Here is a 13653-nt window from a genome sequence, read left to right on the forward strand (position 1 = left end):
ATTTATTCTGTTGAATATGTATAATTGTCAACGTAATCCGTATTCGATATAATAACTGCAAAGGCCTGTCTTAATAGTTTATTTATAACGGCCATTAACGCCACCTTGCTTGGTTTACCTTTAATTTTTAAACGTTCATATAATTCCCTACACTGGGTATTATATCGGATTGCTGACCAAGAGGCAATATAAAGTAGCGAGCGAAGTTCTGGATCGCCATGACGAGTAATGATTCCTTTAGTTTTAATTGATGTTCCCGACTGCTGATAGCTGGGACATACGCCAATGTATTTTGCGAATTTTTTGGCTGAATTAAAATACTCAAAACCACCAGTTGCCATTATAAGTTCAGTCGCAACTCCATTTCCTATCCCTTTAATAGATGTCAGGTGATCCAGCTGTTTTGAAAATTCGTTACGGGTTACGGCGACTATATCAAGATTCAATTCTTGTATTTGCTTTTCAATGAAAGCAATACTCTTTTTTAGAGCTTTGTTTGCCGTGTGGTCGACTTTTGGTAGCGCGAGAAATGATTCCTGAACATTTAAAAGCATACGTAATTGCTTCTTAAATTGTCGAAGTAGAGTCCGTTTTTGCCGAAGTCTTTGAATGGCCAAGCTTGGAATCTTATAAATATCAGGTTTCATTTTTTCTCCATACATAGCAATTAACTTAGCATCTAGATTATCAGTTTTTGTGACACTTAGCATCATCTTGGCAAAGTGATTAATCTGTTTAGGATTTACCATGGACACAGCCATATGTGCTTCTTGGAGCAAATAGAGCAAAAGAGTGCTGTACGTTCCTGTAGCTTCCAGGACACATTGGTAATTGTCATTATTAAGTGTGGTGATAAACTGTTTATTACCTTTACAATCGTTCTTAAAGATTTCCAAACGATAAGCGTTTTCTGTAGGGTAAGCAACCGTAAAACTGATTTTGCTTACATCAATTCCAATCCATTTCATAGCATTGATTTAATATAAAATAACATCTATAAAACTATCGTCGTAAATGCGGATTCTAAGATCCATCGAACTATCCAGTTTTGAGATGAAAGAAAGCGTGTGACGAAACGTCCTGAGCGGTATCCTGCTACCAACGAGACAGCTGCCTTAACCACGCTTTCTTCAAATCTAATAAACATATTATGAGATTAAATCAAACATACGACGAGACAGTAAAACTGTCGTTTAAATTGCTTACTTAAAATAGTAAATTTATAATTATGAACACAACTACAGAAATTTAATGTATCAGCAGAGTTTGTGTAGCCGCTGGATCTATCAAAAATAATTGTGCTCGTGAAAAAAATTAAATATCTTAGTGGAATATATATGAAATTATAAAACTAGGAGCCAGATCGTTTTCTAAAACAATTGTTCAATTTTAAATCTATTGTCATGAAATTAACAATAAAAAACAAGTATACTATCTACTGTATAGCTATATTATTTTTTGCAATTTCCTTCGCCTGCGCACAATCTCCTGTAGTTCGTGTTACAGAAGGTTATATTAAAGGACTAAAGGAAGGAAATTCCTATGTTTTTAAAGGCATCCCCTATGCAAAAGAGCCTAAGGGAGCGTTACGTTTTAAAGCTCCTTTACCACATGAAAAATGGGCTGATACTTTAAATTGTACCAAGTTCGCCACCGTTGCACCGCAAAAAGGTCATTTTAGTAAAGAGGGTAATTTTTTGTCTTTAAATGTTTATTCTAAAGATTTGAATAAGAAAAAGCTCAATCCTGTGGTTGTGTGGATTCACGGCGGTGGGATGCTGGTTGGCAGTGGTCAAACTTATGATGGACATGCTTTTTCAGATAACGATAGTATTGTAGCTGTTACGATTGACTACCGATTGGGGGTACTGGGCTTTTTAAAACTAAACGACATTGGCAAACAATATGCTACTTCTGGGAACAATGGTATACTGGATTGTTTGGCGGCATTAAAATGGGTGAAAAATAACATTGCTGAATTTGGCGGTGACCCGGATAAAGTTACTATCATGGGCGAATCTGCGGGTGCTAAATTGGTATCTGCACTGGTGGTTACCCCTTTATCTAAGGGATTATTTGATCAGGCCATCATGGAAAGTGGTGGTGTACAATGTATCCATGACCCCATTACCCCACTTATTATTCGCAAAAAATTGTTTAGGGAGCTTGGCATTACGAAAGCGAAAGATATTTTGACGATATCTACTGAAGAATTAATAAAAGCACAGGAAAAAGTTACCGCAGGTGCTCAGGGCACCAATTATTTTGGCCCGGTCAGAGATGGGATTGTTTACAAAGAAGATCCTTATTGTTATATTGCAAACAACAAGTTGCCAAAGATCAGACTATTAATCGGCGCCAATAAAAGCGAAGCAAGATTTTTTATGGATTTAGATAAACGGCTCTATCGGCCTACTCCGGAAGCACTGGCAGATTGGTTTGGAGATAATGGATCGATTGTTTATAAGGCCTTTAAAAAACAAATGACTGGCAATACTGATACTTCATTGATTGCAATTTCTGTATTATCCCAGTATATGTACAATATGCATGCATTTCGAATGGGAAAAGCATTTTCAGAGGCAGGTAACCCAACTTGGATGTACCGATTTGATTATTCGAAAAATAAGTATGGAGCTAAGCACACGGATGAGTTAAAATATGTATGGTATCTTCCTACAGCAGAAAAACAGGGAGATGATATCAATGATACTTTAGCTCAGCAGCTCCACCGTGACTGGGTACATTTTATAAACAGAGATAACTTTTTCGGCAGCGGGGGATGGTCGAGATATAACATCAAAGATCGAATTGTAAAAGTATATGATGTAAATTCAGAGGCACAGCGCTTATCTGATATATATGATGATAAGAACTTTCCATCCTCAGCGTATATTTTAAAAGCTAAATAATTTTAAATAAAAAAAAATGATAGTCTAGAAGATAGAAAATGACCTCCCCAAAAAAACAGGACATTTAAAAGTAGAGAATTCGGGTTCGAATTGCTAATTTTAAATAGAAGGAAAGACGATAAAAAGATCAAAGTTTACCGAGGTACAGATCGCCTTTGCGCTACTTCAGTCCGAAACCGGTACCCGAATGGAAGAAATATGCCGGCAAATGGGAGTTTCACAGGCGACATTATTCAATTTGAAGAAAAAATACAGTGGTTTAGGTGTATCTGAATTGCGCAAACTACGACAGTTGGAAGAGGAGAATGGCCAGCTAAAAATGCTTGCTGCTGATTTAAGTTTGGACAAGCAGATATTACAGCATTTGATAAAAAAAGTTGTGAAGCCTGCCTACAAAAAGGAGATGGCCTGTTGGATGGTCAGCAACTATCGGGTATCTGCCCAGCGGGCGTGTCGATGTGTATGCCTTTCCAGGTCGATATACTATTATATCCATTACCGACATCGTCCGGATAGTTTGCTGAAAATGCGGATGAATGAAATCGCCCACGCACATATCCCTTATGGCTTTGGACGTATATTTGTTCTGCTTCGACGGGAAGATTTTACCGATAACCATAAACGTGTTTACCGTATTTATAAGACTTGCGGACTAAACCTACGTACCAAGAGGCCAAGACGAAATCGTAGTGCTGCCCATCGGTTGAACCGATTGCAGACTACAGGTATAAATCCAGGTTTGGAGCGTAGATTTTTTACAGGATGCACTGTTTAACGGCGAGCGTTTTCGTATCTTAGCTATAGTGGATAACTGTTGTAAAATATGCCATGGTCTACTGGTTGGGAAGTCTTTAAAAGGTGCTGATGTAGTGGATGAACTGACCAAAGCCTTTTTTGGTGGAAGGCTGTCGTCCGGAAAGAATCCAGTGTGACAATGGCAGTGAGTTTATATCAAAAGATATCGACAGGTGGGCTTACGAAAATCAGGTAACACTGGATTTCTCCAGACCTGGCAAACCTACTGACAACCCGTATGTGGAGTCTTTCAACGGTAAATTCAGAGACGAATGTCTGTCCGTAAACTGGTTCCTGTCACTAGAAGATGCCAGACACAAGATTGAAAATTTTAGATGGGAATATAATCATTACAGGCCGCACAGCACACTGAATGATTTAACGCCCAAAGAATTTGTTAACTTACAGCTCATAAGGCCCCAAACTCCACTTTTGACTGTCTGAACGACGGGGAGGAGGTCAAATATAGCTTATAGTATACGCCTCAATATACCAAAAATGGGGTTTATAATAGCTTACATATCATAAAAGGAAAGTACATTTTGCATAAATACAAAAGAAGTTAAGAAGTCAAGTTTTTTTACTTATTTTGTATTTAAATTCGACCAGTTGACTACCAGTTTTAAATATAATAGGTTATGAATTACGCAGCTTATTCAGACGCACAAATTTTTGAATTAGTTTGTAACGGTGATGAACGGGCACTTCAAATCATTATATCGCGGTTTTGGCAGCAACTATTTAAAACAGCTTTCCATGCATTTCCAGATGCCGAAGTATGTCAAGAACTTGTTCAAAATGTATTTATTAAAATCTGGGAGAGTAGAGCTAAAATCACTTTAAAATACTCTGTACATACTTATCTGTTCAGTTGCATTCGTTATGAGGTTTTTCACGAAATTAAACGAACAACAAAGCAAAATAAGTTAAAAAATAACGATTTCAAATCTATTGATTCATTCGATCCTCTTCTAAAAATGGAATATACGGAGCTGTTGGACTATGTCGAACAATTGATCAATAACCTTCCTGATAAGTGCAAACATGTATTCTATCTCAGTCGAATTGAACAATTAAAGGACAAAGAAATTGCACAGCAACTCAACATCTCTCCAAAAACTGTAGAAAACCAAATTTCTATCGCACTTAAGAAATTGAAACAGGAAATGGCCAAAAGAGACTTACTGTTTTTTATTTTCCTATAGAATCTTAAAAAATATATGACTGAAAATCAGTATATTATACTTTTTTTAAAAAAAATATAAAATTCTTTTGGGGGTAAAATCAAAAATTGTACTCTATAACATAGAATCAATTGTCAATTCCATGAAAGAACCGAGATTAGTTTATTTAATAAAAAAAATTCTGAACAGGACATCTTCGGATAAGGAGATGCTAGAAGCTGACCAGACTCTTTTGGATGCTTACAACAGCGCGCTCTCTGACCCAGACCCAATGGTGTACAATGAGGAGATTGGAAGACAAATACAACAAAATGTATTCGATGCAATACATGGGAATGAAAAAGAAAATACTACGCCAAAATTAGGGAGACATTATTTGAAATATGCCGCGGCAATATTTATTATATCATGTATCGGGTTAATATACTTTAATCATGTAAATTCTATTCATTCGGATAAACAGCTTTCAAAGGAGGCGCTCTTACTTCCGGCCCATGATAAAGCTGTTTTGATGAATGACAAAGGAGAACTACTCAATCTAAATAAACAAAAAGCAGGCGATACGATCCAGTTCGGAACATTGCTTTTAAAAATGGAACAAGAAGGCGTTATCAGCTACAAAAAGAAGGAAGCAGATGTTGGTGGTCCGCCAAAACTTGTCACTTTAGGAACGCCAAAAGGCGGAAAGTTTCAGATCAACCTAGAGGATGGAACAAAAGTTTGGCTCAATACCGAAAGTAGTATTGAGTTTCCGGAGCATTTTTCCGTTGATCAACGATTGGTCACTGTTCATGGTGAAGCCTATTTTGAAGTTGCCGAATCCAAAACAAAACCATTTATTGTTCAAGGGGACAACTTCGGAGTCCGTGTATTGGGAACAAAATTCAACGTGTCAAGCAGAAAAAACAATAAATTTTCAAAGGTTGCCTTACTCGAAGGTTCAGTACACCTAACATCCGCCATCGGAAGCAAAATATTAAAACCTGGTGAAAGAGCGAAGATTGATGCTGCTACATTTACCATTGACAAATTTGATCCAGAAACTGAGATCGCATGGAAAGATAACTATTTCATTTTCAAAGATGAAAATGTCAAGTCTGTCATGAATGAGTTGGCTCAATGGTATGATGCAGAAATCATATTTCAGGGTAATGACTGGAATGATGTCAACTTTAACGTGCGCATATCCAGAAGAGAGAAAATTGAAGAAATCCTATCATTAATGGAATTAACAAAATCTGTTCAATTTAAGATCGAAGGAAGGAGGATCTATGTAATCAAAAAATAATCAAGTCCTAAAACTAGATAAAGCCAAGATGCGGGAACATCTTGGCCGTGAATAAAGTTTTAAAATTTTCAGTCAAAAACTTAATAACCTTTTAATTCCTCACAAATTTATGAAAATAAAATTGGGAAAGGAACATGCTATGTTCTTATCTAAGATAATCCTGATGATGAAATTTTACATATTTCTCGCTTTTTTAGCTACTGTAAAGGCCGGCACGCCTGCTTACAGTCAGGTGGTGAACCTACATTTTAAAAATAGTAGGCTGGATGAAGTGCTTGCTGAAATTAGTAAACAAGCGCAAGTTGACCTGCTCTATGATACTAAGCTGTTGAAAGCGGTTCGTCCTATCACACTCAATCTAAATAGAGTTTCGCTCAATGATGCGATGACAACTATCCTACAGGGACAGGCTCTTGAATTTGAAGTCAAGAAAAAAACATTAATAATCCGCCCTAGGGTACAATCTGACAATCAAAACGTCCACCGTTCGGTTGAAGTCCAAAAGGATATCAATGGATCCGTAAAAGATCAACAGGGTAATCCTTTAGCAGGTGTAACAGTAAGAGTGAAAAATTCTCAAATCACTACATCAACGGACAGCAAAGGTAATTTTACAATTTCCCTACCAGCCGGAGAGCAAACATTGTCCTTTAGTTTTGTCGGTTACCAAACGCTGGAGCGCAAAATTGACAGAGACCGCGAGAGCTCCCTGACTGTCACCTTAACCTTGGCGAGCAACAACTTAGATGATGTCGTTGTTGTGGGGTATGGCACACAGAAGAAAATTACGGTTACCGGTTCGGTAAGTTCGGTGAATATGGCCGATATGCGAACTCCTGTTCCGAATCTATCTAATGCACTGGCGGGAAAAGTGGCCGGAATTATCTCGGTCCAATCCAGCGGTGAACCGGGCTATGACAATTCTACATTCACCATACGCGGGATTGGTACCTTCACAGGGAATAAATCGCCATTGATTATCATCGATGGTGTACAAAGGGACGATGTCAATGGTGGATTTGGAGGATCTTATAATAATATAGATCCCGAAGATATTTCAAGTATTTCACTACTCAAAGATGCCTCCGCTACAGCAATGTACGGGGCTAAGGGAGCAAATGGGGTGATGATCATTACAACTAAAAGAGGTGTCGCGGGTAAACCTAAAATCTCCCTCAAAGCAGAATCTGGCTTTTCAAGCTTCACGAAAACGCCGCAGATGCTGAATGGTATCAGATATATGGAATTACAAAATGAGGCAAGAGTAAATATGGGCCTGACTCCAGTGTACTCTGAGGAATTGATTCAAAAAACAGCAAGTGGTCTGGATCCTTATATTTATCCGAATGTCAACTGGATAGACGAAGTCTACAAGAGAAACTCTGTCCTGAACAATTTTAACGTCAATATCAATGGTGGAGGGGAGTCAGTAAAATACTATGTTTCCGCATCTTACTACAATCAAAAAGGTCCCTACAAAGTAAGCAACTTAAATAATTATAACCCTAATCTAGATTTTAAACGTTACGATTTTCGAAGTAACGTGGACGTCAATCTCACCAAAAACACCATGGTCCAGCTTAATCTGACTGGTATGTTGGTCAATTCACGATATCCTGGAATATCGGCTGGCAACCTATGGTATTTAGCTTACGCAACTACGCCTATTGCTTACCCTACCAAATATCCGGACGGAAGATGGGCAGGACCTTTAAATAATGGCGGCAGCAATCCGCTAAATGAAGTTCAGAACAACGGTTACTCTGACGAATTTAAGCCTATTATCCAGTCGGTTTTGACCATTAATCAAAAATTGGATGCTGTTACTGAAGGCCTATCTGCTTATGCGCGTTTTTCGTTTGACAGCTATGGTGAATTTGATAACCGTAGATCCGGGAGGAATGATTTATGGCAAGCAATAGGACGAACACCACAGGGGGATCTTGTCTTTAATCAAACTCGTGTAGGTCAGCAATTTCTGGACTATAGTCAGTCTTCTGATGGTCAGCGTGTTATGTACTTAGAAACTAATTTAAACTATGATCACTCCTTCAATAATCATAAGATTGGAGGAATGTTACTCTATAATATGAGAAATCGCTTGGTCAGTCTGTCCGGTTCGGTGATCGGTGCCATTCCTTATCGTAATCAGAGTTTAGCGGGGCGTATTACTTATGGCTACCGAGATAAATATGTTGTGGAGGTCAATGCAGGCTACACCGGGTCTGAGAATTTTGAGAAAGGCAAGAAATTTGGTCTATTCCCCTCCATTTCGGGTGGTTGGGTCGCTTCTAATGAGGAATTCTTCGCTCCGCTGAAAAACACCTTCAGTTTATTAAAAATCAGAGGTTCTTACGGTGTTGTTGGTAACGATAACATTGATGGAGGGCGGTTCCCTTACTTAACGCAGATCGGTAATGGAGGCAGCACGGGTTTTGGCCTCAACGGAAGCTGGGTACCAGGAAAAACCGAATACGTAATAGGTGTAGAGAACCTCACATGGGAGAAATCCTATAAAAGTGATATCGGTCTAGAAATTGGTCTCTGGAACAAGCTCAACATCGTACTGAGCAGATACCATGAAAACCGAAAGGATATTCTCATCCGTAGGCGATCCATCTCATCCATTGCTGGCTATAACAATATGAATGTATTCGCGAATCTTGGCGAAATGAACAATACAGGAATGGATGCCAATCTAGAATACAATGATAAATTCGGAAATGTAGGCCTGCGTTTATTCGGAAACATAACTTATAGTAAAAATAAGATTGTCTACGCGGATGAACCTCTGCGGAAATATGGTTATCAAGCTGAAACAGGCAAACGTTTTGGTGAATATAAAGGCTATGTCGCCACAGGTTACTTTGTCAGTAACGAGGAAATTGCAAACGCACCGGAACAAAAATTCAATCCGGTCTTTCCAGGCGACATCCGGTACAAAAATCTAAATGCCGCAGATGATAATGTCATCGATGCTTTTGATGAAACTTATCTCGGAAAATCATGGTTTCCTACATGGCTATATGGCGCGGGATTTGGGTTATCCTATAAAAACTTTGACCTTTCCGTATTCTTTCAAGGTATTGGTGATGTTGGTATTATGGCCAATGGTTCAGGCATCGATTGGCCTGGAGCAGGTGCCCGGGGGGCAGGGGTAATTCCGTTTTCAGGTATCGGGCTTTACCCGAATAACACAATGTCTACTGTCGAAGATCGCTGGACTCCTGAAAATCCGCGCCAGGACGCATATTACCCACGCCTGACGATGGCAAACAGCTCGGACAACAACTATCTAAATAGTACCCACTGGCTAAAAGACGGCGCTTACACGCGTTTAAAACAGGCTTCAATCGGATATAACATTAAGACCAAAGGTTTAGACAAACTCGGATTTACCTCACTTTATGTATACTCTTCGGGACAAAACTTACTGACGTTTAGCAAATTTAAAATTTGGGATCCCGAGTTAGGAGATAATGGGGCAAAATATCCATTGAACCGTATGATTACCTTCGGTGTTAGAGCACAGTTTTAAACCTAATTTATCTTTAAAAAATGAAACAGAAATCAACAAAATATATTGCTTTGAGTCTATTAGCACTCACTTTAATGCAAAGTTGTAATTATCTAGACAAGAAGCCGGACAATTTATTGACATCTGACATGCTCTGGGAAACCCGAGCAAATGCCGAAGGTTATCTGAACCAAATTTATGCTTATGTAAGCATGCCAGTGGACGATTACACAGTATTAGGAGCCAGTGACGAAAACTCTTGTAATATTCCAAGCGTAAATGTGCGCAAGATGGTGGCCGGTAACTGGAATCCTCAAAGTGCTTATTGGCAGGAAAACTGGAACAATGCCTATAGCGCAATCAGACAGTCCTTTGTTTTTGAAGAAAACATTGATAAAGTTCCCGAAAGCGCTATGGGGTCGGACCTTAAGACACAGTATAAAGCTGAGGCTAGATTTCTACGCGGTTGGTTTTATTGGAAACTGCTTCGCCAATATGGTCCAGCTGTGTTATTGGATAAACCCCTCAGTCTAAATGATGATTATAACAAGTACCCTCGAAATTCATTTCAGGAATGTGTAGATTATATCAATAAAATGATGGATCTTGCTGCTGCAGATCTTCCGGTAGTCTGGACCTCATCATCTAATTATGGGCGTCCCAGCAAGGGCAGCTGCCTTGCCATAAAGTCCCAAGTAGCATTATTGGCCGCTAGTCCATTATGGAATGGGAATCCCCGTTTTGCCAACTTCAAGAACAAAGACGGAAAAGCTTTGGCTCCTTTGCAGAATGACCCCAACAAATGGAAGATCGCTGCAGATGCAGCTAAAGCAGTCATCGACCTAAATGCATACAAGCTCTTTACAAATCTGGAACAAGGAGATTCCAGTTTTGATCCTTATCTGTCCTTTCGGGATCTGTTCCTGACTAACTTTAACAGTGAGATTATCTTTTCCACTCACCGGGCAGATACATGGCAATGGGGGCATGAAAAACGCAGTGCTCCTGAACCGGGTGGTATCAATATGATGAATGCAACCCAGAATGTGGTTGACGCTCACCTAATGCGCAACGGAAAGACCATTGAAGATCCTACTTCGGGCTATAAAGAAGATGGATTTGTACAGCAAGATGATCCTGCTAATTATGGTAAACAACGGGACGGCGTAAATAGAGGATATATTGCAGGAAACTCCTACATGTATGTAGATCGCGAACCTCGATTTTATGTCAATATCCTGTACAATGGTAAACCAATATTACCAGCACCAACTACGGACGATCGTAACTTCTTCTCGTCGGATGTTAATAAAGATGGCCGCGGTAGAGCTGAATTCTATTACTCAGGTAAAGCCGGCGTCGGTCAAAATTCTAATAGCGCTGACAAAACAGGCTACCTCGGACAAAAGAATGTCAGCCCTGCTTCAAACATCCGTCAGGACCGCGCAGCTTACCGTCCGTTTATTCATATCCGTCTCGCAGAGATTTATCTGAACTATGCCGAAGCACTCAATGAAGCTAATCCCAGTAATCCTGATATTCTTATTTATTTAAATCTCGTTCGACAACGGGCTGGCTTGCCAAAACTTGAGTCTGTTTATCCACACGTGGCCGGTAACAAAGATGAGCAGCGCAAATGGATTCTCCACGAGCGTCAGATTGAACTGGCTTTTGAAGGTGACCGTTATTTTACATTGATCCGTAGGCTAATGATGGGAAATCCCGCTGTACAGACGATATATCGACTGAACGTTAGCGCAAACGATAACGGTCAGGGCTTTGCTTTTCAGGACTTTTATAAACGGCAGACACTGCAAACCCGATATTGGAATGACAAGATGTATCTATTCCCCATCCTACAAGATGACATCGACAAGAATAATGCGCTTGTACAAAACCCAGGATGGTAACTAAAGTATGGATTTTATTTTTAAAGATTTATGAAATTAACATATAACGCAACTAGATCAATCCTTTTTGCTCTTCTTATCCTTGGTCTATCTGGCTGTAAAAAAGACGATAATGGGTTGACATTTAACCCCAACTCACCTATAGTCATAACAGACTTTCTTCCAAAACAGGGATCGGGGGGAACGGAGATATTGATCAATGGCGAAAATTTCCCCCTAGATACAGCAGCAATAGCTATAAAAATAGGTGGTGTACCCCTGAAGGTGATCGCTTCTAATGGCACGCAGATCATGGCAATTGTGCCCAAAAAAGGAGGTACCGGTCCTATTGAAATTTCGATCGGAGGAAAATCTGGCACCTCAAAAGATACATATACCTATCTTTATACAAGAACTGTAACAACATTAGCAGGTAATGGAACTGCAGGATTTGCCAATGGCAAAGGTACCGATGCTATGTTTGACTTCAGCGGCCAATGGTGGTACCGCAACAGCGGTATTGCGGTGGACGATGCATTGAATGTATATGTGACTGATCCTGGCAATCACTGTATACGAAAAATTGATCCCAATGGAAATGTAACTACTTTTGCGGGCTCACCGGGAAATGGTGGTTTTGCAGAAGGAAAAGGCACAGAAGCGCGTTTCAGTCTCCCTTACGGTCTTACAATAGATGAGCAAGGAAATCTGTATAGTGCTGACCCAGGTAATTGGGATATCCGTAAGATTTCTCCAGATGGAACCACCAAAGTAGTCGCCTGGGGCAATAGTGCCCCATGGTTTATCGCCTATGACAAAACTTCAAAAAAATTGTACTACACTGTCGTTGATTCGCCAGCGCCTATTTATCAGATCAATATGGATGGTACAGCTTCTAATACCGTTGTCACTGGATTGAATTATCCTGCGGGTCTAGCCTGCGGATCAGATGGCCGTCTGTATGTATGTCTCCATGGTGACAATCAGATCCGCCAATACGATCCCAAAACATGGAAATACACTGTGATTGCAGGAACCGGCAAATATGGCTATAAGAATGGCCCAGGAAAAGAGGCTGAATTCGCACTTCCCTGGGGAATTACCGCCGACAGTCAAAATAATGTCTACATTGCCGGAAATGGAACAAGCGGTGGAGACAGTGGTTCACCCGATCAAAGTATTCGTTTTGTAGATAATAGAACCTTTAACGTGAGTACTTTTGCTGGATCAAATATATCTGGTTTCACAAACGGAATTGGAGGGGCAGCAACATTTAATGTCCCGGCAGGTGTTGCAGTCGATAAGAATGGGACGGTGTATGTTCTGGATAAAAAGAACAATAGCATCCGTAAAATCATATCAGAATAAAAATTCTATAAATTCAACTAACAGCCTCTGTCAAACCTGAGGCTGTTAATATATTAATCGTATTAAATGATATTAAAATATTTATTTCAGTTTTTATTCGTTGCTTCAAACGCTGTACTGTCCATTGCGTCCTGTAAGAAACTCGCTTTAGTTCCTAAGCAGCCCCTGATAACTTTGAAAAATAAAGATGTAGGTATAAACGGAAGCGACAACAATTTGGATACCAGAAAGGCTCCATTTAAGTCTATTTCAAAAGCAATCGCCGCTGCCTTGCCCGGTGATGCTGTATTCGTCAGAAATGACACTTATCATGAAAAGGTCATGGTTTCAAACTCCGGTACGCTTGAAAAACCTATCGTCCTTATCCCTCATTCCAATGAATTAGTTCGTATTGATAAGGATGGTCTCTTAATTTCTGAAACAGAGGCGTTATTAGCCATAAAGAATGCCAAAAACATCCAGATCGAGGGGTTTGTCTTTCAAAATTTCAAAACGATGGCTAAAGGGATGGATATAAATGGGGTAATTATAAACAAAGGATCAAAGAATATCACCCTTCGAAAAAATACAGTACAGCGTATCGAAAATAACGCTTCTCCACAAGATGGGCGAAGTGGTCACGCTATACTTGTGATGGGGAAATGGGGGCTATTAGACAAAGGTGCTTATCAAAGCAAATAATGATGTTGTAAACGTGCAG

8 protein-coding genes and 1 pseudogene are annotated in these 13653 nt (G+C 39.6%); 8 read left to right on the forward strand and 1 reads right to left on the reverse strand.

The features are described from left to right. Positions 1 to 2: 2 nt before the first annotated feature. Complete coding sequence (locus ABDW32_RS09405) at positions 3 to 968, reverse strand: IS110 family transposase (protein WP_343561704.1); 966 nt, start codon at positions 966 to 968, stop codon at positions 3 to 5. A gap of 435 nt (positions 969 to 1403) precedes the next feature. Here ABDW32_RS09405 and ABDW32_RS09410 point away from each other — a divergent pair, with 435 nt between their 5' ends. The 8 genes and pseudogenes from ABDW32_RS09410 to ABDW32_RS09445 all read left to right on the forward strand — a co-directional run bounded on the left by ABDW32_RS09410 (position 1404) and on the right by ABDW32_RS09445 (position 13634). Continuing rightward, complete coding sequence (locus ABDW32_RS09410) at positions 1404 to 2912, forward strand: carboxylesterase family protein (RefSeq protein ID WP_343561706.1); 1509 nt, start codon at positions 1404 to 1406, stop codon at positions 2910 to 2912. Positions 2913 to 3030: 118 nt separating this feature from the next. Further along, a pseudogene (locus ABDW32_RS09415) lies at positions 3031 to 4151 on the forward strand (IS3 family transposase). A 194-nt stretch (positions 4152 to 4345) separates the two neighbouring features. Further along, positions 4346 to 4912, forward strand: coding sequence for a sigma-70 family RNA polymerase sigma factor (locus ABDW32_RS09420; RefSeq protein WP_343561708.1), 567 nt, complete (start codon positions 4346 to 4348; stop codon positions 4910 to 4912). 121 nt (positions 4913 to 5033) lie between these two features. Next, positions 5034 to 6179 carry a FecR domain-containing protein gene (locus ABDW32_RS09425; RefSeq protein WP_343561710.1) on the forward strand — a complete coding sequence of 382 codons (1146 nt, stop codon included), beginning with the start codon at positions 5034 to 5036 and terminating at the stop codon, positions 6177 to 6179. Between the two features lie 163 nt (positions 6180 to 6342). After that, positions 6343 to 9717 carry a TonB-dependent receptor gene (locus ABDW32_RS09430; protein ID WP_343561712.1) on the forward strand — a complete coding sequence of 1125 codons (3375 nt, stop codon included), beginning with the start codon at positions 6343 to 6345 and terminating at the stop codon, positions 9715 to 9717. Between the two features lie 20 nt (positions 9718 to 9737). Beyond that, the gene (locus ABDW32_RS09435; protein WP_343561714.1) at positions 9738 to 11606 is read left to right on the forward strand and encodes a RagB/SusD family nutrient uptake outer membrane protein; all 1869 of its coding nucleotides are present in this window, start codon (positions 9738 to 9740) and stop codon (positions 11604 to 11606) included. A gap of 30 nt (positions 11607 to 11636) precedes the next feature. Then, complete coding sequence (locus tag ABDW32_RS09440; protein ID WP_343561716.1) at positions 11637 to 12953, forward strand: IPT/TIG domain-containing protein; 1317 nt, start codon at positions 11637 to 11639, stop codon at positions 12951 to 12953. Between the two features lie 66 nt (positions 12954 to 13019). Further along, entirely contained in the window at positions 13020 to 13634 is a 615-nt protein-coding gene (locus tag ABDW32_RS09445; RefSeq protein ID WP_343561718.1) for a DUF1565 domain-containing protein, read from the forward strand. The last annotated feature ends 19 nt before the right edge of the window (positions 13635 to 13653 follow it).

The organism is Sphingobacterium sp., from assembly GCF_039596235.1.
In the GTDB taxonomy this organism is placed as follows: domain Bacteria; phylum Bacteroidota; class Bacteroidia; order Sphingobacteriales; family Sphingobacteriaceae; genus Sphingobacterium.

What these genes read in the sequence shown, in the direction of transcription:
- ABDW32_RS09405 (WP_343561704.1), bottom strand. Translation starts at nt 968, where the DNA reads ATGAAATGGATTGGAATTGATGTAAGCAAAATCAGTTTTACGGTTGCT.
- ABDW32_RS09425 (WP_343561710.1), top strand. Translation starts at nt 5,034, where the DNA reads ATGAAAGAACCGAGATTAGTTTATTTAATAAAAAAAATTCTGAACAGG.
- ABDW32_RS09420 (WP_343561708.1), top strand. Translation starts at nt 4,346, where the DNA reads ATGAATTACGCAGCTTATTCAGACGCACAAATTTTTGAATTAGTTTGT.
- ABDW32_RS09440 (WP_343561716.1), top strand. Translation starts at nt 11,637, where the DNA reads ATGAAATTAACATATAACGCAACTAGATCAATCCTTTTTGCTCTTCTT.
- ABDW32_RS09435 (WP_343561714.1), top strand. Translation starts at nt 9,738, where the DNA reads ATGAAACAGAAATCAACAAAATATATTGCTTTGAGTCTATTAGCACTC.
- ABDW32_RS09410 (WP_343561706.1), top strand. Translation starts at nt 1,404, where the DNA reads ATGAAATTAACAATAAAAAACAAGTATACTATCTACTGTATAGCTATA.
- ABDW32_RS09430 (WP_343561712.1), top strand. Translation starts at nt 6,343, where the DNA reads ATGATGAAATTTTACATATTTCTCGCTTTTTTAGCTACTGTAAAGGCC.
- ABDW32_RS09445 (WP_343561718.1), top strand. Translation starts at nt 13,020, where the DNA reads ATGATATTAAAATATTTATTTCAGTTTTTATTCGTTGCTTCAAACGCT.